The 26,401-nt window shown below is 42.9% G+C and carries 23 protein-coding genes; 6 read left to right on the forward strand and 17 right to left on the reverse strand.

Annotation, left to right across the window (positions count from 1 at the left end):
• Positions 1-56 precede the first annotated feature (56 nt).
• Positions 57-500 (forward strand): D-aminoacyl-tRNA deacylase, encoded by a 444-nt coding sequence (gene dtd, locus HMPREF3108_RS04025; protein ID WP_070493393.1) that lies wholly within the window; start codon positions 57-59, stop codon positions 498-500.
• 94 nt (positions 501-594) lie between these two features.
• On the opposite strand, the gene HMPREF3108_RS04030 is transcribed toward dtd, so the two are convergent.
• Positions 595-1,392, reverse strand: a complete 798-nt coding sequence (locus HMPREF3108_RS04030) for a nucleotidyltransferase domain-containing protein (protein ID WP_070493396.1) — start codon at positions 1,390-1,392, stop codon at positions 595-597.
• A gap of 199 nt (positions 1,393-1,591) precedes the next feature.
• On the opposite strand from HMPREF3108_RS04030, the gene HMPREF3108_RS04035 reads away from it, so the two are divergent.
• Entirely contained in the window at positions 1,592-2,206 is a 615-nt protein-coding gene (locus HMPREF3108_RS04035) for a CPBP family intramembrane glutamic endopeptidase (RefSeq protein WP_048777275.1), read from the forward strand.
• Positions 2,207-2,325: 119 nt separating this feature from the next.
• On the opposite strand, the gene HMPREF3108_RS04040 is transcribed toward HMPREF3108_RS04035, so the two are convergent.
• From HMPREF3108_RS04040 to HMPREF3108_RS04050, 3 genes are all read right to left on the reverse strand, one after another.
• Positions 2,326-2,751 carry an EVE domain-containing protein gene (locus tag HMPREF3108_RS04040; protein WP_070493399.1) on the reverse strand — a complete coding sequence of 142 codons (426 nt, stop codon included), beginning with the start codon at positions 2,749-2,751 and terminating at the stop codon, positions 2,326-2,328.
• A complete protein-coding gene (locus tag HMPREF3108_RS04045; RefSeq protein ID WP_045634101.1) occupies positions 2,744-3,205 on the reverse strand; it encodes a MarR family winged helix-turn-helix transcriptional regulator in 462 nt (153 codons plus the stop codon). The genes HMPREF3108_RS04040 and HMPREF3108_RS04045 overlap by 8 nt, the downstream gene beginning before the upstream one ends.
• A gap of 90 nt (positions 3,206-3,295) precedes the next feature.
• Entirely contained in the window at positions 3,296-3,943 is a 648-nt protein-coding gene (locus HMPREF3108_RS04050; RefSeq protein WP_012130850.1) for a metal-dependent transcriptional regulator, read from the reverse strand.
• A 191-nt stretch (positions 3,944-4,134) separates the two neighbouring features.
• On the opposite strand from HMPREF3108_RS04050, the gene HMPREF3108_RS04055 reads away from it, so the two are divergent.
• Both HMPREF3108_RS04055 and HMPREF3108_RS04060 read left to right on the forward strand, forming a co-directional pair.
• A complete protein-coding gene (locus tag HMPREF3108_RS04055) occupies positions 4,135-5,199 on the forward strand; it encodes a DUF3114 domain-containing protein (RefSeq protein ID WP_048809677.1) in 1,065 nt (354 codons plus the stop codon).
• Between the two features lie 233 nt (positions 5,200-5,432).
• Positions 5,433-8,474: an ATP-binding protein gene (locus HMPREF3108_RS04060; protein ID WP_045634099.1), complete on the forward strand. Its 3,042-nt coding sequence runs from the start codon at positions 5,433-5,435 to the stop codon at positions 8,472-8,474.
• Positions 8,475-8,538: 64 nt separating this feature from the next.
• Here the strand turns inward: HMPREF3108_RS04060 and HMPREF3108_RS04065 are convergent, their stop codons facing one another.
• The 9 genes from HMPREF3108_RS04065 to HMPREF3108_RS04105 form a co-directional block, all read right to left on the reverse strand.
• Entirely contained in the window at positions 8,539-9,528 is a 990-nt protein-coding gene (locus HMPREF3108_RS04065; RefSeq protein WP_020992718.1) for a formimidoylglutamase, read from the reverse strand.
• 106 nt (positions 9,529-9,634) lie between these two features.
• Complete coding sequence (locus tag HMPREF3108_RS04070) at positions 9,635-10,138, reverse strand: hypothetical protein (protein ID WP_061596734.1); 504 nt, start codon at positions 10,136-10,138, stop codon at positions 9,635-9,637.
• 296 nt (positions 10,139-10,434) lie between these two features.
• On the reverse strand, positions 10,435-11,976 hold the full coding sequence (gene hutH, locus HMPREF3108_RS04075; protein ID WP_012130845.1) for a histidine ammonia-lyase: 1,542 nt from the start codon (positions 11,974-11,976) through the stop codon (positions 10,435-10,437).
• Positions 11,977-11,992: 16 nt separating this feature from the next.
• Complete coding sequence (locus HMPREF3108_RS04080) at positions 11,993-13,327, reverse strand: APC family permease (protein ID WP_061603365.1); 1,335 nt, start codon at positions 13,325-13,327, stop codon at positions 11,993-11,995.
• Between the two features lie 87 nt (positions 13,328-13,414).
• Positions 13,415-14,014, reverse strand: a complete 600-nt coding sequence (locus HMPREF3108_RS04085; RefSeq protein ID WP_061596738.1) for a HutD family protein — start codon at positions 14,012-14,014, stop codon at positions 13,415-13,417.
• Positions 14,015-14,026: 12 nt separating this feature from the next.
• Positions 14,027-15,700: a formate--tetrahydrofolate ligase gene (locus HMPREF3108_RS04090; protein WP_032914976.1), complete on the reverse strand. Its 1,674-nt coding sequence runs from the start codon at positions 15,698-15,700 to the stop codon at positions 14,027-14,029.
• 66 nt (positions 15,701-15,766) lie between these two features.
• Positions 15,767-16,393: a cyclodeaminase/cyclohydrolase family protein gene (locus HMPREF3108_RS04095; RefSeq protein WP_012130841.1), complete on the reverse strand. Its 627-nt coding sequence runs from the start codon at positions 16,391-16,393 to the stop codon at positions 15,767-15,769.
• Between the two features lie 14 nt (positions 16,394-16,407).
• The gene (ftcD, locus tag HMPREF3108_RS04100; RefSeq protein ID WP_045634096.1) at positions 16,408-17,307 is read right to left on the reverse strand and encodes a glutamate formimidoyltransferase; all 900 of its coding nucleotides are present in this window, start codon (positions 17,305-17,307) and stop codon (positions 16,408-16,410) included.
• Between the two features lie 114 nt (positions 17,308-17,421).
• The gene (locus tag HMPREF3108_RS04105; protein WP_045634095.1) at positions 17,422-19,452 is read right to left on the reverse strand and encodes a urocanate hydratase; all 2,031 of its coding nucleotides are present in this window, start codon (positions 19,450-19,452) and stop codon (positions 17,422-17,424) included.
• A gap of 204 nt (positions 19,453-19,656) precedes the next feature.
• Here HMPREF3108_RS04105 and hutI point away from each other — a divergent pair, with 204 nt between their 5' ends.
• Complete coding sequence (hutI, locus tag HMPREF3108_RS04110) at positions 19,657-20,922, forward strand: imidazolonepropionase (RefSeq protein ID WP_045634094.1); 1,266 nt, start codon at positions 19,657-19,659, stop codon at positions 20,920-20,922.
• 187 nt (positions 20,923-21,109) lie between these two features.
• Here the strand turns inward: hutI and tpx are convergent, their stop codons facing one another.
• From tpx to HMPREF3108_RS04130, 4 genes are all read right to left on the reverse strand, one after another.
• The gene (tpx, locus tag HMPREF3108_RS04115; protein ID WP_012130838.1) at positions 21,110-21,601 is read right to left on the reverse strand and encodes a thiol peroxidase; all 492 of its coding nucleotides are present in this window, start codon (positions 21,599-21,601) and stop codon (positions 21,110-21,112) included.
• A 149-nt stretch (positions 21,602-21,750) separates the two neighbouring features.
• Positions 21,751-22,683 carry a metal ABC transporter substrate-binding lipoprotein/adhesin ScaA gene (gene scaA / locus HMPREF3108_RS04120; RefSeq protein WP_045634093.1) on the reverse strand — a complete coding sequence of 311 codons (933 nt, stop codon included), beginning with the start codon at positions 22,681-22,683 and terminating at the stop codon, positions 21,751-21,753.
• Between the two features lie 21 nt (positions 22,684-22,704).
• The gene (locus tag HMPREF3108_RS04125; RefSeq protein WP_045504337.1) at positions 22,705-23,541 is read right to left on the reverse strand and encodes a metal ABC transporter permease; all 837 of its coding nucleotides are present in this window, start codon (positions 23,539-23,541) and stop codon (positions 22,705-22,707) included.
• Position 23,542: 1 nt separating this feature from the next.
• Positions 23,543-24,262 carry a metal ABC transporter ATP-binding protein gene (locus HMPREF3108_RS04130; RefSeq protein WP_012130835.1) on the reverse strand — a complete coding sequence of 240 codons (720 nt, stop codon included), beginning with the start codon at positions 24,260-24,262 and terminating at the stop codon, positions 23,543-23,545.
• Between the two features lie 147 nt (positions 24,263-24,409).
• Here HMPREF3108_RS04130 and HMPREF3108_RS04135 point away from each other — a divergent pair, with 147 nt between their 5' ends.
• Complete coding sequence (locus tag HMPREF3108_RS04135) at positions 24,410-26,302, forward strand: M13-type metalloendopeptidase (RefSeq protein WP_045634092.1); 1,893 nt, start codon at positions 24,410-24,412, stop codon at positions 26,300-26,302.
• The last annotated feature ends 99 nt before the right edge of the window (positions 26,303-26,401 follow it).

Raw genomic sequence — 26,401 nt, forward strand, 5'->3', positions numbered from 1 at the left:
AAGTTGATGTGTAGGATAGAGGATATCCAGATGGAAAAGGGGATAGAAGCAGAGAAATGAAAATTGTCATTCAACGTGTAAAACAAGCTCAGGTGTCGATTGAAAACCAAGTACACAACAAAATTTCGTCTGGCTTGCTCCTCTTGGTAGGAGTCGGGCCAGATGATGGTCCAGATGATTTGGACTATGCTGTTCGTAAAATCGTTCATATGCGGATTTTTTCTGATGATGAGGGCAAGATGAACCTGTCTGTTAAAGACATTGAAGGGGAGATTCTTTCTATTTCTCAGTTCACCCTGCATGCGGATACTAAGAAGGGAAATCGGCCGGCTTTCGTCAAGGTGGCGCCACCCGAATTAGCCAGTCGTTTCTACGACGAATTTAATCAGCTACTGGCGCAAGAAGTACCAACCAAAACGGGTATTTTTGGTGCAGATATGCAGGTAGAGCTAATCAATGATGGCCCAGTGACTATTATTCTGGATACGAAGAATCGCTGAGAATAAATATGAAAAGGAGTTTGAACACTAATGTTCAAACTCCTAATTTTTTTCAGATTCTGTCGTAATGGATGTATAATTTCCTACAACATTTCTAAAAACCATCAATCATTTCTTGAGGAATGATTTCTTTGATGGTCGTCACTAGCTGATTGATAAGCTTTTTCGCTTCAGTGGGCTCTTTGTAGAGTTTTTGAAAATAAGTCTGTATATTTTCTTCAAAATGCTGAGGTAATAGCGGGCAGTTGGTTTTTGCAAACTCCAGCATTCTCTTTTCTCCAGGGTGCGTCTGTTCGTTTAGGGCGAAGAGCAAGTCAAAATAGGAAGCAAAAAATTCGCTGCTACGGTGATTGATGCTGAGCAGGTCCTGACGCTTGAGCGCTTTTTCAATTTGTTTGGAGAAAGCTGGCATGGCTTGATCAAGTAAGAGGAGCTGCTTCTTAATAATATTCTTTTTCAGCTCAGCTGGATAAGGTCGTCTGTACTTGTTCTGAAGCGCCTCATAGCGACCATTGCGGTCGTAGATGATTTTGCTGTGGAGCAGATTGTGCCACATACAGGTGGTATAGGCATTCTGAGCTTGGTGATCTAGGACTACAGTTTGCAGGTCTTTATCAAAGCTATCCAGTGTACGGTAAATAAGCTCAATTTCGATCTTGCTCTTTAGCACACAGTCATCTTCTAGTTCCCAAAATTGATTGCCGATTTCCATGTAGGAGCAGTACTTGCTGAGGATATTGCGTCGAGTCATGGGAGCAATGGAATCCGTCAAGTAGACATAAACATCATAGTCTGAGTCTTTGTCAAAATACTGTCCAGCACGAGAGCCACCGAGAACGATAGCTTCCACTTGATCTAGCTGGGCAAATTCTTTAAAAAGTTCTTGCGGCATAATTTTTCCTCACTGATTTTTGACATCATTTTAACAAAATGTAAGCGGGTTGGCAAGAAAATTGAAGCAGTAAAAACCTTTGATTTTATACCTTTGAAACCTCTCTTTTTTTTAGAAACAATTTAGAATTACTTAATAAATAATTGAAGTTTGTTTTATATAATGATGGTAAAGAAAAGAGAGAAAGGAGTTTCTAATGATGGTAAGTCTTATTCAACAAATGACAAATGCTCTGATTCAAATTGTTTTGTTTATGTTACTTCCTTTTATTTGGTGGTTTGTGACAGCTAGAAGAAAAAGTTCATTTTTAGATTGGATAGGCTTTAAGCCACTAAAAGATACTGGCAATCATAAGATGTGGCTCTGGATATTTCTTGGTTTACTAAGCTTCACTATCTTTTCGTATTTAGTACTGTATACTACCGTTAAAGATCTTAAAACGGCAACTTCAAGCTTTGCTGGCCTCGGCTTCCAAGCCTTGCCAGCTGTTCTGATTTATAGTCTTTTTCAAACTTCCCTGCCAGAAGAACTACTATTCAGAGGTTTTCTTTTAAAAAGATTCTCTGTCTGCTTGTCTTTTGGAATAGCCAATACCATACAAGCTGCTCTTTTTGGGCTCCTTCATGGCCTTATGTTTATAACAGAGGTTTCTTGGTTGCAAACCCTAGTCATCATTTTGTGTACTGGTGGCATTGCAGCTTATCTAGGTTTTGTCAATGAAAAGAAATCTGGTGGTTCTATTTTAGCCAGCTGGATCATGCATGCTTTAGCCAATGTGATTACGGGTATGCTATCGGCTTTCTTGTTGATTTAGTTAGCTAAGAATTCCACTACAAATTAAAAGTTCCGATTCATTTCATGAATCGGAACTTCATTTTTGAGAAAGAGCTGGTACAGTCTTTTGAGGGAGAAGATAATCAAACATAGCTGTTTCTAGTTATTTGCAGGACTGTCGACTTTCATTTGATCAAAAACATAAAGGAAGAAGTCCTTCGAAACTTCGAAATGCCCGTATCTTAGCTGGGAGGCATACTGACGCCACTGAGGATGCTGGCGGACTTGCTCAATGGGGCAGTCTATGACCGGCTGGTAGTAGCTGACATCTCGCCGAAATGGGAAGAAATCTTCGAACATCTCTACTTGGTAGGCAGTATCATCTAGGATCTTACCAACTGCTGTAAAGGCCTGCAACTTTTCTTGATCATTCATCTGATATTTAGGGCTGTAGTAGAGAAGATAGTCTCCTTTTTTCATTCGGTTTAGTGGTGCTTTCTTACCATGGCAGACTTGACAAAAACCACCTTCCACACCTCTTAGTACATGTTCTTTTGATACGACACCAATCCAAAATCTAGTCATTTTCGGTCTCCAGTTCAATTAATAGTTGATTCAATATTTCCGTTTTGTTTTTTAATTTCCCAAAGAATGCCTGATCAATACCTTCAACTAAAGGAAGGGCTTGATTGACCTTTTGCAGCCCCGTATCCGTTAGAAGTATGATATTGGCGCGGCTGTCCTTGGGATGGATTTCCCGCATGATTAAGTCTTTTTTGACCAAGAGTCGGATGATTTGGGATACGGTCATGACATCCATGTCAGAAAAGCGGGCGATATCGGTTTGACTCACCCATTCTTGCTGACGTAGAAGTGCTGCAAGACTAGTCAAAACGACAAATTGGGGATGGGTCAGATCAATTGTTTTCAGTTGGCTTTTAATCAGACCATGCCACTTGTGGTAGGCACGGATAAAGAGGAGACCAGTAGACTGTTGGGAATCGTTTTTATAAATTGAATTAAAATCAAGTTGCTTCATTTTTATACCACTTCCAAAATAGTAAGTATACTTATTATACATCTTTTCTATTATCTTGTCAAAAAAAGCCCTTTGAATTTCAAAGAACTTTTAAATCTTTTCTACATAAATCTGTTGGGCAATAGGTTGGGCTAGTTGGATTTCTTGCCCATCCACTTCAAGAGAATAGAGGTGGCTAAAGTCATCGTAGCCTAGAAAACGAATTGTTTTTCCTACTTGAAGGCCATTTCTTTCCAGGTAGGTCAAGAGGTCGAAGTTATCATGGACACGGGCCAGTATATAATCGCCTTTTTCTTTGGCCTCTTCTAAAGTAAGTTTATGTTTTTCAACTAGGAGTTCTCCCTTAGCTGGAATGGTTCCTCCATGGGGGCAAGCTTTGGGATAATCCAGCAACTGATCCAGTCTTTCAACAAAGTGGTCAGAAACAGTATGTTCTAAAACCTCAGCCTCCTCATGGATTTCCTCTGTGGTATAGCCCAGATGGTGGACTAGAAAAACTTCAATTAGCCGGTGTTTACGATAGAGGTCTGAAACTAATTTTAGCCCCAAATCGGTTAAGAGGTAACCGGCTTTTTTGTCCTTGATGAGTAGTTCTTCTGCTAGTAGCTTTTTCATCATCTCTGTTACAGCTGGCGGAGAGACTTGCATGAGTTGAGCGATTTCTTTATTAGTGATTTTATTATGTCTGGTTCCAAGTTCATAGAGACATTTCAGATAATCTTCTTTATTAGGTGTCATGTTGTACCTCGAATTTTCTTATTATTAGTATAGCAAAAAATAGGCCAAGAATACAGTCAAGTGGTTCTTAGGCAGAAAAAGGATCAACTTTAGAAAAAATTCTGCTATCCTATAGAAAGGCAGTCTTCTAGTTTGACGGAAGAAATAAAAAATGCATATAATAGATAAAAAAGACGGGAAGGAACTTGCCAGTGGCAAATAAAGTAGAGAATTACAAAAAGTGGCTGGAAGAGCAGGGCTGGTCACATGAGGCAGTGGAAGAGGTTTGTCGAAACATTGGGAAAGCAAATGTTCAAGTGCCTTGGCAAGAAGCTCAACCTTTTGGCAGTGAGCTATTTAAAGAGTTGTGGAAGTTAGATAGTCGTCAGGCTTCTCCTCTCCAAGCTCAGAAATTACTGGGGCTTGCCCTAGCTTGCGTGGGAATGCCCAAGGAGTTAGCAGGAGGGCAGGATGAAGTTGTTTCGCTTCTAGAGAAGTTCAGTCCGGATTTGTCACCTCACGACAGTTTTTGGAGAACTTTTGCTAAAACGGTACAGACCGCCTTTCCAGCTGACGATTTCAGTCAGACAGATGGCAATCAGGAATTAAAAAGCCAGGTCCATCAATTTCGTTATCTGATTTCCAGTCAACAAGCCCAGTGGGTGCGAGAGCATTATAGAGCAGAGGGAATGACAGATGCAGAAGCCTTGGCCAGCTATTTTAAGTCTCGGCCAAGTATGCCTTATAGCTTCAATGAGTCCTCTCGTTTGCATAATAAAGCCTATATAGATAAGCTTTCGGGCCGGGTATTTTACCCAGATGGTCAAAAAAGCCAAGTCAATATCAAAATTTTACTTGATTTTCATACAGAATTTATTTTAGATCAGCAAGGTCGCTTCCTCAATATTCTAGACCCCGAAGGGACTAGCCAAAATGGCCTTGTTAATGGTGCTAGCTTTAACTATGGCGACCGCAATCGTCCAGGGAATCGAGCTTCCCATACTCGCTATGATGTTAAACCACCTGCCGTTTGGGACCCTCTTTTTCGCAGAAGAGCGATGGCTAATGGAGGCAAAAAATTTAAGGCACCACAAAATAATCGAGGATCAATGGGGTATATCTCGGCTAAAAGTGTCTATGTTCCAGGGAAAGAGAGTATTCAAAAGGAAGTCAAAAAGGAACTTGCCCGCTTTAAAAAGCTCTTAAATCGACCAGCCTTCTTTGTCCGTTTCTGGGCTTGGCTACGCCAGTTTTGGAAAAATATTTTTAAGTCATAAGGACCAAACGCTAGAAAAGTTAATGGGGGTATAAAGAAGAGCTATTTTCAAAAGAAAATTCTTTGGTCAATCACTAAGGATAAGGCATCTTAAATTGACTTGTCTGGAAAGAGGCAATCCTTCTCAATTGTCCCTCTTAAAAGAAGCATACCAAAGCTTGGTAGTCTTCCTTACTTGCGAAACTTTCTATTTTTGTTTATAGTAGTTTTATAAGCTTTCTTGGAGGCGTTTGCATGAACAAAAAACTTTTGAGCTTGAAACTATTGGGAAGCCCCAGTGTTTTTCTTGATCAGGAGGAAGTTTTCTTCCCTTTTTCTAAAATAAATGCCTTGATTTACTACCTTCATATTAATGGAGCGGTTAATCGAGAAGAAATTGCAGGAATCCTCTGGGAAAATAAGGATAATCAGACTGCTAAAAAAAATTTGCGTAATACCATCTACCAAGCCAATAAACTTTTAGGAGGAGATTGGATTATTGCGCCCAACAGGACAGTTTTGTCTCTTAATCCGAACTTCAAAATTGAAAGTGATGTGGAGACTTTTATAGCTCAGCCAACAGAGCATTTGTCTCTCTATCAAGGCGATTTTTTGCAGGGATTCTATCTCAAGGATAGCGAAGCTTTTGATTACTGGGTTTCCAAAATGCGGACCCAGTATGAGCAACTTTATGTCCAAGCTTGCTACCATCAGCTTGAAAAAGGAAAGGACCAGCTAAATCTAGAAGATGCCGAGCAAAATCTGCGCCGTTTGATTAGCATGGATGAGTTTGATGAAAAGAATTATCACCTGCTCATGAAGTTCTACCGAGACAATGATCGACCAGGGAAGGTTATTGAGACTTACTATAAACTAGTGAATCTCTTGGATAAGGAACTGGGAATCAGTCCCAATGAGTCTATTCAACAGCTCTATCACGAAGTTCTTGCTAAAGACCGGAGTGAAAGAAAAACCAAACAGTTTCTTCGGAATACGGACCATTTTTTTGGTCGAGTAAGTGAAATTCAGCGGTTGGAGTCTTATTTTTCTAAGATTTTAGGAGAACAGGAGGCGCGTGCCCTAGTTTTAGTGGGGGGCACTGGCATAGGGAAGCGGACAGTGACTCGTCAGGTGCTAGCCAATCAGACCAAGTACTTTCAAATTGTTATGGCTGAGTGTTTCAAGGAAGAAATGAAGTCGGAGCTTCAGCCTTGGCGTGGTCTACTGGATGGCTTGGGTGATTTGGTCATTCAGCATCAGATTCTTACAATTAGTCAGTGGCAAGTTATTTTGGAAAGTTATTTTCCAATCTTAACAGGAGGAATTTCTGGAGCCGAGCTAGATGCAGACAAATTAGCCCAATTTGTAGTCGATATTCTGCAGAAAATTTCTAAGAAAAAAGCTCTGGTAATTTTAATTGAAGATTGTCACTGGATGGATGCAGCTAGTACTGCAGTCTTGGAACAGGTCATGAACCATATGTATGATTACCCAGTAGCCTTTGTGCTGACCAAACATCTCAGTACTCCTTCTTATTTGGAGCATTTTTTCAGTCATTTGCTGGTTCGTGATAAGATTGATTTTATTGAGCTGCAGCCCCTCAATTTTCAAGATAGTGTAGCTTATCTACAAGCTCAAAAGGGCATAGTAGCTCTTTCTGAGGAAAAAGTCAAAGACATTTATCGAGTTAGCCAGGGGATTCCATTCTTCCTGTCAGAATATGCTGAGCAACTCTTGAGAGGAGAAAAGTTTCAGCCATTGACGCCGGCTATTAAGGCTAAGCTGTCTTTGAAACTGGATCATCTTAGCAGTGGGGAAGAGGAGCTACTGGACTATCTAGCTTGTTTCAGAGAACCTGCGTCACTTTCCTTTTTGACCAAGTTACTTGCTTTGCCTGTGGAAGACTTGGTTGAAATTATTGAGGCTTTGAGACAAAAGAGACTCTTAATTGAGGTGGAAGAAGAGGACAGACTGGTAGTGAATTTTAGCCAGGAACTCCTGCAAATATATGCTTATGAGCGTCTGTCAATAGCCAAGCGCCGGATGTTGCATCATCAGATTGCCCAGAGTATGGAAGAATGCTTGGGAGACCCCCTTTATCATTCCCAGTTGCTCAATGAAATTGCCTATCATTATAAGATGTCTAAGCAACCGATCAAGTCTTTAGAGTACGAGTTGCATTATTTGGAAGCTACTTTACAGTTTCACCATGAGCTCTTTCCAATTTACTCACGGGAGTTTGGTTTTATTGAAAAGACTGAGGATAACAACCAGGCTGCTGTTCTAGAGCAATTTGATCGAATTCGTCAGGAAATAAAGGACTTAGAAAGCAAACATCAAAACCATAAGGATTTTCAATTGCTGGTACTTCGTTTCCTCTATCTGGAAGGGCGCTATGCTATTCGGACAGGAAATTACCAGCAGGGGATGGACAATATCCAGCAGGTGATTGCTTCAGCCAAGGAACTACAACAAATGGAGTTCCTTCTGGAAGGTTATCGGCAGATGATCTATTATTGTATTCAGACGGAGAATATTCCTGAGATGCGCTATTATACGGAGAGGGCTCTGGATGCTTCAGTCCAGGCCAATAACCACGAAGCCATTGCCGTCAATCTTCGTCTGAAGGGGCTATATCATCTCATGATCGGAGATGAAGAACAGTCGCTTCACCATCTCTATCAGTCTATTGATTGTTTCAGCCTAACAGACTCGCTTCGCTCCAAATATTCGATTCAGATTGCAGCAGCTTTAGATTATCTGGCAGAGATTGAGCAGATTCGTGGGAATTTTACAACAGCCTTGGCCCACCAGAAAGAAGCAATTGATCTAACAGAAAACAAAATAGCAGAGCCATCAATATTTGCCTTCTATATTGGATTAGGCATGACCTATTATCAGCTGAAAGATTATGAGCAGGCAGAGGCGATTCTCTTGAAGGCTAAAAAAGCTATGGAATCCCTTAGTTTTCCTTGGAAGGAGACTCAGTTGGAAGTCTATCTAGGCTTGATTAGTTGTGAAAAAGGAGACTATCAGCCAGTTTTGGATCTGCTGAGAAAGAAGGAAGAGTTGATCAGCCGATATGGCAACCCGCGAGACAAGGGCTTAATTTACTACCTGATGGCAGTGATTAAGTATCAACTTCAGGTAGGGGATTTGAAAGAAAGTAGTTTTGCAGAGATATTGACTCGGGATTTTGATTATTACTATGATACGGCTAAAAGCCATCTTAATTTTTATCGGGACCGCCATCAGTTGAAAGAACTGGAAAACTTGCGCTTGAGACTGTCTCAATAATCAAATGCAAAATAAAAGAGGATGAAAATGAATTTCATCCTCTCTTTTTATTTTGATAAAAAGATTAATCATGTATTTGAGCCCAGACCTGGGTCAGATAAAAGATAAAGCTGGCAGCTAGGTTGGCTGTATGGTTATCAATATCGTGGGGTGGAGAAACTTCTACCACGTCAAAACCAATTAGTTTTCCTGAAGCAGCGATATGCTGGAAGACCAGAACGGCTAAATTTGGATCCACGCCCAGCGACTGAATAGCACTGACACCAGGAGCAGCACCAGCAGCAAAGCAGTCAATGTCAATGGTCAAATAGACTTGTTCCTTGTCTGCAAGAAAGGCATCAACAACCTTGCAGACTTCCTTGTGGCCCATTTGATAGATATCCAGTCCAGTTAGGAACTGGATGGCTTTAGACTTGGCTACAAAATCAAAGAGAAAGAGGTTATTATTGTGTTCTTGGATACCTAAAATGAGATAATTAAAGACTTGTTTCTGGGCCAAAGTTTCGTCAAACATCTGGCGAAAACCAGTACCGGAATTGGGACCGGTCTGGTCATAGGGACGAAGATCAAAATGGGCATCCATATTGATGACGGCTAATTCTTGCTCGGGTTTTAGTGAAGACTTGAGTCCGAGATAGTTTCCGTAGGCTGTTTCGTGCCCGCCTCCCAGTACGATGGGGCGAAGATTGAGCTCCCGCAGGCGCTTGACAGCTTTCGCTAGACTGCTTTGGAGTTGTTCCAGAGACCTATTGGGACCATCAATATCACCGACATCAAAGACACGGACGTTTCGACCTAGATGCCAAGGCAGTTTGGCCAATTGAGTACGGATAGATTGTGGTCCTTCAACTGCCCCAACCCGACCGTGGTTGATATAGACTCCTTTGTCGCTCTTGAAACCAATTAAGGCAAAGTTGACTCCCTCAAAAGGTTTTAAGTTTGGGTCATTTAAATTCAAGAATTCGATAACCATACCCCATTTGGCAGCGTATAAATTATCCTCGACACCCCGTTGATAATAGCTGTTATCTAATTGATAATAATCTTCTAACATAATCTTTTCCTTTTCCATAACGATATTGCGATTTTATTATAAGAGTTTCCGCTAAGCCTGTCAATGACTTTCTGCTGGGAAAGGAGCTTAGTGGAGAGGAAATTGTTTACAAGAAAGCCACTATAATGGCGAGAATCAATGCAGTCCATGTAGCGTAGCGTATCTTAGCGTTGGACCGGTAGCCCTCTCTAACCTTTGGCCTTTTCGAAAAGAGATAAGCAATATAGGCTGCAATTGAAAGAAAATAAGCATATGGTGTCCATCCAGAGCTAAGGATTCGGCCATTTTCAACCGTTGGTACAAGTAGAATTAAAGCTGTAAGCATGCACCAAACAGGTAAAAGGGTGCTCTCTTTGCTATTGCAAATATGGAGCATCAGTTGTGCTAAAAAGCCGACTGAATAAAGGATAAAAACAGCGATACATATATAAAAAAATACAATGAGAAAGCTATCGTCCTGTTTAACAATAGGCTTGCCTATTAGGAGATATAAAAAAGTAAATAAAATGGTTTTTAACATATGCCAAATGAGGTAGGCCATTGCTGGTAAAATGATTAAGACAAGTGGATGTAGAATTGCAAAATAGTCTACTTTAGAGGCTTTTTTCATTGTTACTTTTCTCCTTAATCAAACTCTTTCTAGCTTCTAAGATTTGCCCTTGAGATTTTCATTTTATTTGACCTTGCTTAATGGCACTAGCGACTTTATTATAAGAGTTTCCACTATGGCTGTCAATGACTTTTAGCTGAAAAAAGAAAGCCCAGCTGAACAAGCGTGGGCTTCTTTTATTCGCTTTTCTGACTCAACGAAGATCCAAATTTGACAAGGTAAGGCACTGCTGATAGAACCGAAGTCCGTCAAAAGAGTTTAAGACCTTCAAAAATCAATTTCAAAGAGTATCAGATTTAGAATTGAATGCTTAAGTCCACAGCGTTTTCAACTGCTGCTAGGAATTCATCGCTTTCAATCAGCTCAGAGGCCTTGTTGAGCTCTTCATAGATTTCGATGTCCTTATCAAATTCGATAAAGCGGACATGTTGACGGAAGAGGTCGTAGGCTGGTTTGGTTCCCTTGCCCAGTTCATGGTTTTCTGGTTTCAGATCTAGAGCTTGGCAGGCTGCCATGATTTCTGTTGCCACGATGCGGCGAGAATTCTTGAGAATCTCAGCTGCCTTGCGTGCTGCGGTAGTTCCCATGCTGACAAAGTCTTCTTGGTTTTCACAAGATGGGATAGAGTCTACGCTGGCTGGATGAGCCAGAACCTTATTTTCAGAAGCAAGAGAAGCACAAGCATATTGGGTAATCATAAAGCCAGAGTTGAGTCCTGGGTGTTTGACCAAGAAGGATGGTAGCTTGCTCAGTTGGCTGTTAACTAGACGTTCTACACGACGTTCAGAAACATTTCCGATTTCAGAAATAGCGATACCGAGGAAGTCAAATGGCTGAGCCATTGGTTCGCCGTGGAAGTTACCGCCTGAGATAACATGACCTTCTTTGGTGATGATAGGGTTGTCTGTAACGGAGTTGATCTCAATCTCAACCTTGGTCTTGACATAAGCGATAGAGTCCTTGCTTGCACCGTGAATCTGCGGGATACAACGCAGTGTGTATGGGTCTTGAACACGTTGTTGAGTAGCTACGGTCGTATTGCCACTGCCCTCTAGAAGGTTGCGGATATTCCGGGCTGTAGCTAGCTGACCGCTCTGAGGTCGAATGGTATGTAAGTCTTCTTCAAATGGACTAGTAATACCATTGTGGACTTCCATAGAAAGAGCGCCGGCGACATCTGATAATTTAAGCAATTGGATGGCATCATAGGTAGCCAGAGCTCCGATACCTGTTAGGACAGTCGTACCGTTAATTAGCGCCAGACCTTCTTTGGCAGCTAGAGCAATTTTTTCAATCCCAGCCTTGTCCAAAGCTTCTTGGCCAGAGAGCAATTGGCCTTGATAGTATGCGTGGCCCAGTCCTAGCATAGGAAGAACCATGTGAGCCAATGGAGCTAAGTCACCAGAAGCGCCCAAAGAGCCTTTTTCTGGAATGAATGGCACGACGCCTTTATTGAGCAGTTCCAGAAGCTTTTCGACAGTAGACAGACGAATACCAGAGTAGCCTTTTACCAGAGAATTAATCCGGATTAACATGATAGCACGGACTGCGTCTTCTGGTAGGGGATCACCAAAGCCTGAAGCGTGGGTACGGATCAGATTTTCCTGTAGTTGAGTCGTATCTTCTGGTGAGATACTAACGTTGCAGAGAGATCCAAATCCAGTTGTAACACCATAGACCACCCGTTTTTCACGAACAATGTCGTCCACGATTTTACGGGAAGCTTCTACAGCTTTCTTAGCTTCTTGGTCGATTTCGCAGGTAGCTCCATGACGGGCTACTGCGATCACATCTTCTAAAGTAAGGTGTTCGCCATCCAAATTTATTACATGTGTCATACGATTTATTCTCCTTTTATTCAAGAACTTTATTTTTACAAATCAGTACAATATAGATATAGTATACTGCACTTGCGATAAGGACACCGATGAGGCCGTAGACATAGTTCATTGGGTTTTCACCCCAAATCATGACAAGGCTGACTAGAACCGCCAAAATTGGAATTACTGGACCAAATGGAACTCGGAAGACTACTTTCTTGTCTGGATATTTCTTTCTTAATACCAATACGGCTAGAGCAGTCGGGATGTATTGGAAGAAACGGAAAACTACACTGAGAGCTGCTAGTACTTCAAATGTTCCTGTAAAGAGCAATGCGATAGCTAAAACACCTGAGATGATGATAGCAAAGATAGGTGCGTTTTTAGAATTGGTTTCAGCAATTTTTTTAGGCAACATGCCTTCATTGGCAATAGCTGCCCCAAAACGCGGTACCATGATAGATTCACCAATGTTGAGTCCGGCAATAGAAATAAGGGCTCCAATAGAAACGATCCATGCCCCAGCAGGGCCAATCATTTCAACAAAAGCGTCTTGCACAGAAGCATCTGTTTGTAGGATACGGCTACCTAGCATAGCAATGGTTCCTGCAATAATGAGCATGTAGAGAACAGATACAATGCTGATAGACCCTAGAATGGCACGTGGGACATTCTTTTCTGGATCGCGCATTTCACCAGCAACGATAGACATGGTTTCAAAGCCGATAAAACCATAGAAGATATAAATAGCTGTACTTGAGATAGCCTTCATGATATCTGCGCCAGGTTCTAGCTGAAGGAAGGGAGTAAAGTTTCCTTTGTCGATTCCACCTTTGATGAAGAAGATGGCACATGCTGCAAATGCAATGATTGGAATCAACTTAGCTACGGTTGCAGCTAGTGTGAAAAACTTAGAGGTCTTTAAACCAGCAATATTCATCAAGCTGAGCAAGACAATTAAAGTGATACTAAGGATTAGTTCATAAGGGGTAAAAGCTGGGAAGGTAATGACAAAGAGTCTTGCAAATCCTGCAGCCATAGCGGACCAAGCGATGATGGTAACCGCCCAACCCAGAAAGCCTACGTTAAATCCGACAAAGTTACCAAATGCTTCCTTGGCATATTGGAAGGCTCCACCATTTTTATTGAAATAACCTGCAGTTTCTGCCAAGCAGACTGCTAGCAGAATAACAAGGAGAGCAGTCCCTAACATGACAGCTAGAGAAGCAGGTCCAAGTCCTTTATAAATTTTTTGCGGTAGAAGGAAGATACCAGAGCCGATAACGGCATTAATACCATAAAGAGTTGCACCGGCAAAGCTGAATTTCGCTTTTTCCTGCTCTTGTGTGTTGAGTTTTTTTGCATCCATAATAATGTTTCTCCTTTAGAGATATGAGGATCCCTTCCAAGTAAAGATAGGGTGGTGGCAAACCAATCTTGGAGCATCACTGTATCTTTACTTAGCGGGGATGTGGTTTAAACCAGCCCAAATGGCAAGAGGAGAGCCTTTAGATTGGTTACATGAAAACATTATATGCAGCTCAGTTTCCTGAGTCTCTTTTTCCACTATCAGAAAATTTCCTTCCTCTATATCAAGTGGTGGAAAGTTATCTCCAATCACTGTTAGATTTGTCAAAGCATAGATAAATTGAATCTCTTCGTCTCGTATGAGAACTTGCTTATTGGAGACGGCAATCATCTGTCCCTGATAGTGGTTGCTGTAGATTAAGTTAAAGTCGGTACAAGTCCCGCGACTTGTGATAGAATCACTCCCTTCGAAGAAATAGGGGGTAAAGGGATCTAGAGCCGTTTCCTCTTGCCTACTAGCATTGAGCAGGCGAAGAGGATGATCTAGGCTCATAAGAATGCGGTGAAAGCCACTGAGGTCAGAAAACTCACTTTCAGCCGCTTCCACAGTTGCTGTTGAGAGTCGATAGTCAAATTCCCGCTGGCCATAGTCGCCGGTGGACGGGGAAAGATAAAGTTGTTTTGTCTTTCCCCCCGACCAATCGGAAACTTGAAAATCGTTTGATTTTAGAAGGGTTACATTTGTCATTTTTGGTATTTATTAGAACAAACCGCTGATATTGCCGTCTTTGTCAACATCAATCTTTTCGCTAGCTGGCACTTTAGGTAGTCCCGGCATGGTCATGATCGCACCAGTCAGAGCAACGATAAAGCCTGCACCAGCAGAAACTTTGAGCTGGCTGATAGTCACAACAAAGTCTTTAGGTGCGCCCAGTTTCTTAGCATCGTCTGAGAAGGAGTACTGAGTCTTGGCCATACAGATAGGATAGTTGGAGAAGCCCAGCTCTTCCAGTTGTTTGAGCTCACGTTTAGCGGCAGGAGTCAGGCGAACGCCCTTGCCTCCATAGACCTTGGTAACGATCTTGTTCAGTTTGGTTTCAATGGAGTCTTCTTCATTATATACAAATTGGAAGTGATTGTCTCCTTCGGCCAGTTCAACGACTTTTTCAGCCAACTCTTTACCGCCGGCTCCGCCATTTGCCCAGACGTCAGAAATAACGACGTCAACGCCACGTTTTTGACAGGCGTCATAAACTGCTTGCAATTCTGCTTCGGTGTCCAGCGGGAATTTATTGATGGCAACGACTGCTGGCAATCCATAAACATCTTGAATGTTTTCCAGATGTTTTTCCAAGTTTGGCAGTCCATCTACAACTGCTTGGACATTTTCTTCAGCCAGGTCGCTCTTAGCCACACCACCGTGCATTTTGAGAGCGCGGATGGTAGCGACCAGAACTACAGCCGATGGACGAAGACCAGATGTACGACATTTGATATCAATGAATTTTTCAGCACCCAGGTCAGCACCGAAACCAGCTTCTGTAACTGCATAGTCGGCATATTTGAGAGCCAGCTTAGTAGCTAGGACACTGTTACAGCCATGAGCAATGTTGGCGAAAGGTCCGCCGTGAATCAAGGCTGGTGTGTGTTCCAAAGTTTGAACCAGGTTTGGATGGATAGCGTCTTTGAGCACAGCAGCCATAGCGCCACCAGCTTTCAGATCCTTAGCAGTTATTGGCTTACCTTCAAAGCTGTAGCCAATGATGATTTTTTCCAAACGGTTCTTGAGGTCAGTGATATTTTCTGACAGACAGAGAATAGCCATAACCTCAGAAGCAACTGTGATGTCAAATCCATCCTCACGTGGAACACCATTGACCTTGCCTTGCAAGCCGTCCACGATGTGGCGTAGTTGCCGGTCATTCATATCCACTGCCCGCTTCCAAGTGATGCGACGAGAGTCGATGCCTAAGGCATTGCCATGGTGGATGTGGTTGTCAATGAGGGCCGCCAGCAGGTTGTTGGCAACACCGATGGCATGGAAGTCACCAGTGAAGTGGAGGTTGATATCCTCCATAGGTACAACCTGAGCGTGCCCACCGCCAGCAGCTCCGCCCTTGATACCAAAGACAGGTCCAAGTGAAGGTTCCCGCAGAGCGATAACGGCTTTTTTACCGATTGCAGCCAAAGCATCGACCAATCCGACAGAAGTCGTGGTCTTACCTTCTCCGGCTGGTGTCGGAGAAATAGCTGTCACGAGAATCAGTTTACCGTCTGGCTTGTCTTTTAAGGCTTCTAGTTGGCCGGCACTGATTTTTGCCTTGTAATTTCCATAAAGAGACAAGGCATCCTCAGCAATTCCTAGCTTTTCTGCCACCTCTTTGATGGGCTTCATTTGAACCGAATTAGCAATTTCAATATCTGATAAAACCATATTGTTACCTCTTGAGAAAAGGAAGTCCATTCATGGAAAAGAGCGGACTTCTCTTCCGTTTATCTATTAGACAACTTTCAAAATTTCTTGATAAATTTCATCGGCTAGAGCGCAGCCTTTTTGTAGGAGTTCTTCCCCCTTGCTGCGGTAGTCTGCGACGAATGCTTCATCCTTGACACCTGACAGGTTGATGAGGACATTGAGCCAAGCCCCTTGCAGGCCAGCCTTAAGATTGAGAGCTGCTACTCCCAGGTCGCTGGCAGCATTGGTATTGGACTTGCCAACAGCTTTTTGAGTTGTTTGTAGGGCAGCTAAGATGTCTTCCATCATGCCATAAGGTGACTTGGTCGCTTCTTTGAGGGCTTGTTGCATCGCTTCCCGACGGGCAGCCTTGTCTTCCTCTGTCTCCTTAGGCATATCAAAGACGGCGGAGACCAGATTGAAGGCTTCAGTGTCCTTGTCGATAGCTGTGAGCAGGCTTTCTTGGAGGCGGGCACTTTCTGCATGCACTAGAGCAATTTCTGCTTCAAATTCTGCATATTTTTTCTTGCCAAGGGTCAATTCACAGACCATCTTGGTCAGGGAAATACCGTTCGCTGCGGAAAGAGCAGCAGCAGAGCCACCTCCTGGTGCAGGAGCATCTGAGCCTAGGACCTGGGCAAATTCTGTCAAGCTTAAATCTACTAATTTCATAGGTTTCTGTCCTCCTAGCCCAGCAAATGGTTTTCCAGAACTTGCTTGCCGTAGTCAAAGTCTTCGATTTGCAGATAGTATTCTGCTGCGTCAATCAAAGCCTTGGCTGGTGCCAAACCGATGACTTCTGAGCCGAGGATTCCAACTCCGTAGCGCTTAGCTTCAAAGCGAACAGTTTCAAAGACACGATAGAGTGGGAATTTTTCCAGATTGACCATGTTAATAGAAACCTGAGCAATGTTGCGGTCTTCCAGCATTACACCGATAGCCTTACAGTACTTGTAACCACCGCTTGAACCACGGATAACTTTAGCAATGTTGTTGGCAATTTCCAAATTGTCTGTATCCAAGTTGATGTTGTAGGCGATGAGCGGCATTCTAGCACCAACAGCAGTGACACCAGCAGTTGGGTGAATCTTTCTTTCACCGTAGTCAGGAGCCCAGTCAGCTTCCAAGAGTTTTTCTGGCATGCCTTCGAACTGCCCTTTACGAACCTTAGCCAAGTTCTTGCGCTCAGGACGAGTCGCTGCATCTTCATAGAGGAAGATTGGAATACCGAGCTCACGGTTGATCCGCTCAGATACAGTCTTCGCAATTTCTACGCATTCCTCACTTGTGATGTCCTTGATCGGTACAAAAGGCAGGACATCAGTTGCGCCCATACGAGGGTGTTCGCCTTGGTGCTTGGTCAAGTCAATGTTTTCAGAAGCATATTTAACCAGACGGAAGGCAACTTCCTGAATGTTTTGGTCATCGCCGACCAGAGTAAAGACGCTGCGGTTGTGGCTGGCATCAGAAGAGTGGTCCAGAAGTGTTACACCTGGCACGCTCTTAGCTACTTCCACTAGACCGTCAATGACCGCTTGGTTGCGGCCTTCAGAAAAGTTAGGAATACATTCAACAATTTTTGCCATAAGATATTACCTCGTGTTATATGTTATTAAAATTACAAAGTGAATAAAGTGGAACTTCCAGCTGAGCTAGATGTGAGATCTAGCTCAGTTCAGAAGTTGGGGGACAATTTTTTCCTATTCGAACAATTTCTTAACAGATTCTTTGACCAAATCTTCGTCAGTTAAGTACGGAATAGTGATGTGGTCTGTTCCTTCATGGAGACGGTTGTACTCGATAGCTGTCTCAATAGCATGCTCATTGCGAGCCCAGTTACGACGTGCAACTCCGCCGATCGTATCCCAAGCGATAGCTGATTTGATGATTTCATCAATACGTTCACTACCGTCTAAAACCAAGCCAAAACCACCGTTGATTGCTTTACCGATACCAGTTCCACCACCGTTGTGGAGAGCCACTAGACTCATACCGCGAGCTGCATTACCGGCATAACATTGCACGGCCATGTCGCAAGTAACATTAGATCCATCTTTAATATTAGAAGTTTCACGGAATGGTGAGTCGGTACCAGATACGTCATGGTGGTCACGGCCAATCATGACAGGGCCAATCTTGCCTTCGCGGACTAATTCATTGAACTTGAGGGCGATATTGACACGACCCATACAGTCTTGGTAGAGAATCCGAGCCTGAGTTCCAACAACCAGCTGGTTCTTTTCTGCATCGCGGATCCAGTTGTAGTTGTCGCGGTCTTGATAGCGACGGTTAGGGTCGATTACTTCCATAGCTGCATGGTCAGTAGCAACCAGGTCTTCATGCTTACCGCTCAGACATACCCAACGGAAAGGACCATAACCATAGTCAAAGAGCATAGGTCCCATGATATCTTCTACATAAGATGGCCAGATGAAGCCGTCTTTGTCGTCAAAGCCATTCTTAGAAATTTCCTTGATGCCAGAGTCGTAGACTGCCTTCATAAAGGCATTACCGTAGTCAAAGAAGTAGGTGCCATTGTTAGTCAAGGTCTTGATCGCCTTGAAGTGACGTTCCAATGTTTGGTCAACTAACTTAGCAAAACTTTCCTTGTCTTCAGCTAGGAGGCGAGTCCGTTCTTCAAAGCTGATACCAGCCGGACAGTAGCCACCGTCGTAGACATTGTGGCAAGAAGTTTGGTCAGATAGTAGATCTACATGGATATTGTTCTCGTTGACGTATTCCAAGAGGTCTACAATGTTACCATGATAGGCAATGGAAGTTGATTCACCAGCTTCCAGAGCTTTCTGAGCTAGTTCGATTGCTTCTTTTGGACTTTCGGCTAATTGACTAATCCAGCCTTGGGAGTGACGAGTTTCAATCCGAGATTGGTCTACTTCAGCTACGATTGCCACAGCTTTAGCAATTTCGGCTGCTTTCCCTTGAGCTCCACTCATACCACCTAGACCAGAAGAAATGAAGAGTTTGCCGGTTAGATCACCATCATCTGCCACACCCAGTTTCAAACGTCCAGCATTGAGGAGGGTGTTGAAGGTACCATGGACGATACCTTGAGGGCCGATGTACATCCAACCGCCGGCTGTCATTTGACCGTAGTTGGTGACACCCATTTCTTCTGCAATTTCCCAATCTTTCATATTGTCGTATTCACCGACTAAGAGACCGTTGGTGATGATAACGCGTGGAGCTTCTGGTTTGGATTTGAAGAGACCAACAGGGTGACCAGATTCTACAACCAAAGTTTGATGATCGGTCATCACTTCCAAATATTTTTTAATCAAATTATACTGCATCCAGTTAGCGCAGACGGATCCAGTTTCCCCGTAGGTAACCAATTCATAAGGATAGAGGGCGATTTCAAAGCTCAGGTTGTTGTCAATCATGACCTGCATAGCCTTAGCTGCGGTACAGTTTCCTTTATATTCATCAATTGGTTTACCATAGATGCGTTCTTTTGGACGCCAACGGTAGCCATAAATCCGTCCGCGAGTTTTCAATTCTTCTAAAAACTCAGGTATCACTTCTTCGTGGAATTTTTTTGGAATATAGCGAAGAGCATTTTTTAGAGCGATTTCTGTTTGCGCCTGAGTTAGACGGAAGCCCCGGTCAGGTGCTCGGCGGATGCCTTCTTGGAAAACCGTTTTTTCAGGTATCACATCGTCTAATTTGACGGTCATTGCTGCTGCAATTTCATTTTCACTAAAGTATGACATGAAGATTCCTCCTTATTAAGTCAAGTATAAAATATGTTTCGACCTTATTTTATAAGACCCCCGTCCATAAAAAGTCAAGAAAAAAACATAAAATAGAAAAAAAGAATTTTTACTATTTTTTAAAAGCTTTTGACTATAATTTGACGATAGTGTATTATGATGAAAAGCAAGTAAAAATGTTAGAAATAAAATGGAGGAAGAAACATGACTGCTGATTTACTATTAACTCACTTTAATCAAGTCTTTTGTCCTAACGATCTTGGGCATCCCCTTTTCGGAGCGGAGATGAAGGAAGCTCGAGTGTTAGAAGACGGCTACATTGCAGTCAAAGACGGCAAAATCTTAGCTGTTGGCAGCGGAGAACCAGATGCTAGTCTGATTGGACCAGATACTAAGATTCAGTCTTATGAGGGTAAGATTGCTACGCCCGGCTTAATCGACTGTCACACTCACTTGGTCTACGGTGGCAGCCGGGAGCATGAATTTGCCAAGAAATTAGCCGGTGTTCCTTATCTGGAAATTCTTGCTCAAGGTGGCGGAATTCTCAGTACAGTTCGAGCAACGCGAGAAGCTTCTTTTGAAAATCTGTACAATAAATCTAAGAAGTTATTGGACTATATGTTGCTTCATGGAGTGACAACGGTTGAGGCCAAGAGTGGCTATGGTTTAGATTGGGAAACAGAGAAGCGTCAGCTAGATGTTGTTGGAGCTTTGGACCGTGACCATGATATTGATCTAGTTTCAACCTTTATGGCTGCCCACGCCGTTCCACCAGAATATAAAGGACGTTCTCAGGAATATCTGGAACTCATCGTTGAGGAAATGCTGCCTCGGGTAAAAGCAGAAAATCTAGCTGAGTTCTGTGATATTTTCTGTGAAAAAGGCGTCTTTACAGCTGACGAGTCACGCTACTTACTTTCTAAAGCTAAGGAAATGGGCTTCAAACTTCGTATCCATGCTGATGAAATCGAGTCTATCGGCGGGGTGGATGTAGCGGCTGAGCTAGGAGCAACCAGTGCGGAACACTTGATGATGGCGACAGACGAAGGTATTCGCAAGATGGCAGAAGCCAAGGTTATCGGCAATCTTCTGCCAGCAACTACCTTCAGTCTGATGGAAGATACCTATGCACCAGCCCGCAAGATGCTGGAAGCTGGTATGGCCATCACTCTGACTACCGACAGCAATCCAGGCTCCTGCCCAACAGCTAACCTGCAGTTCGTCATGCAGCTTGGTTGCTTTATGATGCGTCTGACACCAGTGGAAGTTCTTAACGCTGTAACCATCAATTCAGCCTACTCAGTTAACCGCCAAGATAAGATTGGTAGCTTTGATACTGGCAAGCAGGCTGACATTACCATCCTAGACGCTAAGAATATCGACTATCCGCTTTATTTCTTTGCGACTAACCTAACCCATCAGGTCTACAAGGCAGGAAAACTAGTTGTCGATCAAGGAAGAATTGTTTAAGCCTTCTAAAAACGAATCGTATTTTTCAAACTCTCTCTGGTGACAGGGAGAGTTTTCCTTTGTATTGTGTCATTTGTTTAGTAAGTGAGAAAGAAATAATCTTAGGATCAGTTCTAACAGAAGTTTCAGACTCTCTTTTTTCAAAATTAGACATAAAAAGACCACTCAGTTTGAGTGGTCGTGATGATTATAAGTTTTTTACTGCTGCAATAGCTGCATCATAGTCAGGTTCAGTGTTGATATTATCGACATATTCGGCATAGGTCACAGTGTTGTTTTCGTCCAAGACAAGAACTGCACGGGCCAAAAGGTGCCATTCATTGATGAGGACAGCGTAGTCGCGGCCGAAAGAATGGTCGAAGTAGTCAGATAGCATAACAGCATTCTCAATACCTTCAGCAGCGCACCACTTGCCTTGTGCAAAAGGCAAATCAACTGAAACTGTGATAACAACGGTGTTGTCCAAGTCAGAGAGTTCTTGGTTGAAACGACGAGTCTGAGTTGAGCAGACACCAGTATCGATAGATGGGATGATGCTCAGGACTTTCTTTTTGCCAGCAAAGTCAGCCAGAGTTTTCTTTGAAAGATCCGTTGCTGTCAGGCTAAAATCATGGGCTGTGTCACCGACTTGTAGTTGTTTTCCAGTAAAGGTTACAGGATTTCCGAGAAAAGTTGTCATAAAAGTCTCCATTCATGTTTGATAGCTTCATTGTACCCTGAATCAATGTTTTTTTCGAATAATTTGACTGGAAATTTGAGAGCGCCTACATCTCAGCCCAATTTTTTCTTTGCATAAAAAGGTTAGGATTGCTTCCTAACCTTTTGTTATTATTTGGCCAATCCTTCAGAAATTTTATCCAGATTGTATTTCATCATGCTGTAGTAGCTGTCTCCATCTTCGCCTTTTTCAGCGATTGAGTCAGTGAAGATTTTAGCGTAGATTGGGATATTTGTGTCTTTAGAAACGGTCTTCATCGGACGGTCGTCTACACTTGATTCGACAAAGAGAGATGGGACTTTGGTCTTGCGCAGTTTTTCAACCAAGCTTTTAATTTGGTCTGGAGTCCCTTCTTCTTCGGTGTTGATTTCCCAGATGTAGGCCGATGGCACATTGTATGCCTTAGAGAAGTATTTGAAGCAACCTTCACTGGTCACAATCATTTTCTTTTCTTCTGGGATGTTGTTGAATTTCTCTTTGGCTTCCTTATCCAATGCAGTTAGCTTTTCTACATAAGCTTTGAGATTTTTCTCGTAAGTAGCCTTATTGTTAGGGTCTTTTTCAATCAAGCGTTTGGCAATATTTTGCGCGTAGATGATCCCATTTTCCAAGTTTAGCCAAGCATGAGGATCTTCTTTTCCTTTTTCATTTTGGCCTTCTAGGTAAATGACATCAACGCCTTCACTGACAGCATAGTAGTCCTTGTTTTCTTTCTTCTGGGCATTTTCTACCAATTTAGTGAACCAAGCATTACCACCTGTTTCAAGGTTGATACCGTTGTAGAAAATAAGATCAGCCTTAGAAGTCTTTTTGACATCTTCGGGCAGAGGTTCGTATTCGTGCGGATCCTGACCGACAGGGACAATACTGTGCAGATTGATTTTATCGCCAGCGATATTTTTTGTGATATCTGCGATAATTGAATTGGTTGCAACGACATTTAGCTTGGAAGAGCTAGAGTCAGTACTGCTTTTTTGACTAGAGCAGGCTGCTAGGCCGACAAAAGCCAGCAAAAGCAGAACTAAGAAACGACATTTTTTCATTGGAAATCCTCCATAAATATATTATTTTACTTTTCTTTTTAAATACCGCTGTTTTGGTGCGATAAAAAATGAAACCAAAAAGATCAGGGCAGAGGTTAGAACGATACTAGAACCTGCTGCAACATTAAAACTATAACCGATGAAGAGGCCTAAAACAGATGCACCAGCCCCCAAGGCAGATGACAATAAAATCATGGTCTTGAGACTCTTGGCATAGAGATAGGCTGTCGCAGCTGGTGTAATCAGCATGGCCACAATCAGAATCGTTCCGACACTTTGCATAGCTGTGACAGAAACCAAAGTCAAGAGAATCATCAGCAAATAGTGGTAAAAATTAACCTTCATTCCCATAGCTTGGGCCAAAAGCGGGTCAAAGGACGTCAGCAAAAGTTGCTTGAAGAAAATACTAATGACCAGCAGCACCAAAATACCCACGCCAATACTAATCCACATATCAAGGTCTTGTACCGCCAAGATATTCCCAAAGAGGATATGGAAGAGGTCGGTCGAACTCTTGGCAACGCTAATCAAAATGATCCCCAGAGCCAGGAAGGAAGAAAAAGTAATTCCGATAGCCGTGTCACTTTTGATAATAGAATTGCCCTTGATATAAGTGATAATAATGGAAGCTAGTAAGCCAAAGGTAATGGCACCGATGAAGAAATTAATCCCCAAAATAAAAGACAGGGCCACACCGGGCAGCACCGCGTGAGAGATGGCATCCCCCATGAGTGACATGCCCCGCAGAATGATAAAGCAGCCAACGGCACCGGCCACCACTCCAATCACAATGGCTGTAATCAAAGCATTTTGCAGGAAATGAAAGTCATGTAAGCCTTGAATAAATTCCTGAATCATCCTAGGCACCTCCATTCATAAAGAGCTGAGAGCCGTAGGTCTGCTGCATATTTTCTTTGGTGAAGGTACTCTCGGTTGATCCGAAAGCGACGACTTTTTTGTTAAGTAGCAAGACCTGATCAAAATAAGCGACCACCTTGCTCAAGTCATGGTGGACAATCAAAATCGTCTTCCCGTCTTTTCTTAGCTGACGGAGTGTTTTCATAATAATCTCTTCACTGACAGAATCAATACCGACAAAGGGCTCATCAAGGAAAATATAATCCGCTTCTTGGACTAGGCAGCGCGCAATCAAGACCCGTTGGAATTGACCGCCAGACAGTTGACTGATTTGACGTTCAGCAAAATCCTCTAAACCAACGATTTTTAGAGCCTGGTTGACCTTGTCCCAGTCAGAAGTCTTTAATCTTTGGAAAAGCTTTATCTTAGGATAAAGCCCAAGAGAAACACACTCTTTTACCTTGATAGGAAAGTTATAGTCAATATTGATTTTTTGTTCTACATAGGCAATTCGTTTTAGTTCTTTGTCTAAGGGCTGACCATCCAGTAAAGCTTGGCCTTGGTGGTCGACGATTCCCAATAAACCTTTAATAAGGGTGGATTTTCCAGCTCCGTTTGGGCCGATAATCCCTGTAATAGTAGGGCCTTTTATAGTTACGTTTGCCTTATCTAATGCCAGCTGGCCCTGATAGCTGACACTTAGGTTTTGTATCTCAATCATGTATATCACCCCCCACTGTATTAATATACCTTAACATAAAAATTAAGTCAAGTTAATTTTGCAAAATATGGGAAATATTTAACAAAGATTTGAAAATCAAAGCTATTTTTGATAAGGTTATATCAAAAGTATGAAAGTGAGAAAAAGATGACACGACTGCAAGATGATTTTTATGATGCAATAAATGGCGAATGGGCCAAGACAGCTGTTATTCCCGACGATAAACCAGTTACAGGTGGCTTTATGGACTTGGCTGAGGAAATTGAAGATCTCATGCTCTCTACGACTGACAAATGGTTGGCTGGCGATGGAGTACCAGAAGATGCTATTCTGCAGAACTTCGTTGCTTACCATCGCCTAGCAGCGGATTATGACAAGCGGGAAGCAGCAGGAACTGAGCCTGCGCGTGCTTATATTGATGAGATTCGCAACCTAGCGTCTTTTGAAGACTATGCTTCTAAGATTGCTGATTTTGAGCTGGCTGGCAAGCCGACTTATTTCCCCTTTGGTGTAGCGCCTGACTTTATGGATGCCCGTATTAATGTCCTTTGGGCTGACGGACCGGGAACGATTTTGCCAGATACGACCTACTACGCGGAAGACCATCCTCAGAAGGCAGAGTTGCTTGCAAAATGGCGCAAGGCCCAGGAAGATTTACTAGCAAAATTTGATTTTACTGAAGAGGAAATCAAGGATCTTTTAGACAAGGTTTTGGACTTGGATGCTGTTTTTGCCCAGTATGTTCTCTCTAACGAGGAGAGCTCTGAGTATGCTAAGCTCTACCATCCTTATAAGTGGAACGATTTCAAGGCCTTGGTGCCGGAATTGCCTTTGGCAGATATCTTCACCAAGTTAATCGGTCAAGAACCCGACCAAGTCATTGTGCCTGAGGAACGCTTCTGGAAAGCAGCCAAGGATATCTATACAGCTACTAACTGGGATAAACTTCACGCTTTGCTAATTCTCTCTGCGGTTCGCAATACAACCCCATATCTAACGGATGATATCCGTGTCTTAGCAGGTGCTTATCAACGTGCTCTATCGGGAACTCCCCAAGCCCAGGACAAGAAAAAAGCTGCTTATTACCTAGCTCAGGGACCTTTTAATCAAGCAATCGGTCTCTGGTATGCCGGTCAGAAGTTCTCTCCAGAAGCCAAGGCTGATGTGGAGCAGAAAGTAGCGACGATGATTGAAGTTTACAAAAACCGCTTAGCTCAGAATGACTGGTTAACACCAGAAACTCGTGACAAGGCCATTGTCAAACTTGATGTCATCAAGCCTTATATTGGTTATCCAGACGAGTTGCCTGAGCGTTATTCTCGCAAGATCGTGGATGAAAAGCTGACTCTCTTTGAAAATGCTCAGAAGCTGAGCCAGATTGATATTGCGTACAGCTGGAGCAAGTGGAATCAACCGGTGGATTACAAGGAATGGGGTATGCCAGCCCACATGGTCAATGCCTACTATAATCCGCAGAAAAACCTAATTGTCTTTCCAGCGGCTATCCTGCAGGCGCCTTTCTATGATCTGCACCAATCCTCATCAGCCAATTACGGTGGTATCGGAGCGGTCATCGCCCATGAGATTTCTCATGCTTTTGATACCAATGGCGCTTCCTTTGATGAAAATGGAAGCCTCAACAATTGGTGGACGGAGCATGACTATCAAGCCTTTACCGAGCGGACTCAAAAGGTTATTGACCAGTTCGAAGGACAGGATTCCTATGGTGCTAAGGTCAATGGCAAGTTGACCGTTTCAGAAAACGTGGCAGATCTGGGCGGCATTGCAGCAGCTCTAGAAGCGGCCAAGAAAGAAGCGGATTTCTCTGCTGAGGAATTCTTCACCAACTTTGCTCGTATCTGGCGGATGAAAGGTCGGGAGGAATATATGAAGCTCTTGGCAAGCGTTGATGTCCATGCTCCAGCCAAGCTTCGGACCAATGTGCAGTTGCCTAACTTTGACGATTTCTTTACAACCTTTGATGTCCAAGAAGGAGACGGCATGTGGCGGAGCCCTGGAGATCGTGTGATTATTTGGTAACAAACAAGTCATAAGAAGACATAATAACCTGACTAAAGGAGCTTCAGATAAAGTTCTTTGGTCAGGTTTTTATTTGTAGTTACAGAGATAAATTTTGAT

It is taken from the genome of Streptococcus sp. HMSC10A01 (assembly GCF_001807785.1).
Taxonomy (GTDB): Bacteria; Bacillota; Bacilli; order Lactobacillales; family Streptococcaceae; genus Streptococcus; species Streptococcus gordonii.

What these genes read in the sequence shown, in the direction of transcription:
- dtd (WP_070493393.1), top strand. Translation starts at nt 57, where the DNA reads ATGAAAATTGTCATTCAACGTGTAAAACAAGCTCAGGTGTCGATTGAA.
- HMPREF3108_RS04030 (WP_070493396.1), bottom strand. Translation starts at nt 1,392, where the DNA reads ATGCCGCAAGAACTTTTTAAAGAATTTGCCCAGCTAGATCAAGTGGAA.
- HMPREF3108_RS04035 (WP_048777275.1), top strand. Translation starts at nt 1,592, where the DNA reads ATGGTAAGTCTTATTCAACAAATGACAAATGCTCTGATTCAAATTGTT.
- HMPREF3108_RS04040 (WP_070493399.1), bottom strand. Translation starts at nt 2,751, where the DNA reads ATGACTAGATTTTGGATTGGTGTCGTATCAAAAGAACATGTACTAAGA.
- HMPREF3108_RS04045 (WP_045634101.1), bottom strand. Translation starts at nt 3,205, where the DNA reads ATGAAGCAACTTGATTTTAATTCAATTTATAAAAACGATTCCCAACAG.
- HMPREF3108_RS04050 (WP_012130850.1), bottom strand. Translation starts at nt 3,943, where the DNA reads ATGACACCTAATAAAGAAGATTATCTGAAATGTCTCTATGAACTTGGA.
- HMPREF3108_RS04060 (WP_045634099.1), top strand. Translation starts at nt 5,433, where the DNA reads ATGAACAAAAAACTTTTGAGCTTGAAACTATTGGGAAGCCCCAGTGTT.
- HMPREF3108_RS04065 (WP_020992718.1), bottom strand. Translation starts at nt 9,528, where the DNA reads ATGTTAGAAGATTATTATCAATTAGATAACAGCTATTATCAACGGGGT.
- HMPREF3108_RS04070 (WP_061596734.1), bottom strand. Translation starts at nt 10,138, where the DNA reads ATGAAAAAAGCCTCTAAAGTAGACTATTTTGCAATTCTACATCCACTT.
- hutH (WP_012130845.1), bottom strand. Translation starts at nt 11,976, where the DNA reads ATGACACATGTAATAAATTTGGATGGCGAACACCTTACTTTAGAAGAT.
- HMPREF3108_RS04080 (WP_061603365.1), bottom strand. Translation starts at nt 13,327, where the DNA reads ATGGATGCAAAAAAACTCAACACACAAGAGCAGGAAAAAGCGAAATTC.
- HMPREF3108_RS04085 (WP_061596738.1), bottom strand. Translation starts at nt 14,014, where the DNA reads ATGACAAATGTAACCCTTCTAAAATCAAACGATTTTCAAGTTTCCGAT.
- HMPREF3108_RS04090 (WP_032914976.1), bottom strand. Translation starts at nt 15,700, where the DNA reads ATGGTTTTATCAGATATTGAAATTGCTAATTCGGTTCAAATGAAGCCC.
- HMPREF3108_RS04095 (WP_012130841.1), bottom strand. Translation starts at nt 16,393, where the DNA reads ATGAAATTAGTAGATTTAAGCTTGACAGAATTTGCCCAGGTCCTAGGC.
- ftcD (WP_045634096.1), bottom strand. Translation starts at nt 17,307, where the DNA reads ATGGCAAAAATTGTTGAATGTATTCCTAACTTTTCTGAAGGCCGCAAC.
- HMPREF3108_RS04105 (WP_045634095.1), bottom strand. Translation starts at nt 19,452, where the DNA reads ATGTCATACTTTAGTGAAAATGAAATTGCAGCAGCAATGACCGTCAAA.
- hutI (WP_045634094.1), top strand. Translation starts at nt 19,657, where the DNA reads ATGACTGCTGATTTACTATTAACTCACTTTAATCAAGTCTTTTGTCCT.
- tpx (WP_012130838.1), bottom strand. Translation starts at nt 21,601, where the DNA reads ATGACAACTTTTCTCGGAAATCCTGTAACCTTTACTGGAAAACAACTA.
- scaA (WP_045634093.1), bottom strand. Translation starts at nt 22,683, where the DNA reads ATGAAAAAATGTCGTTTCTTAGTTCTGCTTTTGCTGGCTTTTGTCGGC.
- HMPREF3108_RS04125 (WP_045504337.1), bottom strand. Translation starts at nt 23,541, where the DNA reads ATGATTCAGGAATTTATTCAAGGCTTACATGACTTTCATTTCCTGCAA.
- HMPREF3108_RS04130 (WP_012130835.1), bottom strand. Translation starts at nt 24,262, where the DNA reads ATGATTGAGATACAAAACCTAAGTGTCAGCTATCAGGGCCAGCTGGCA.
- HMPREF3108_RS04135 (WP_045634092.1), top strand. Translation starts at nt 24,410, where the DNA reads ATGACACGACTGCAAGATGATTTTTATGATGCAATAAATGGCGAATGG.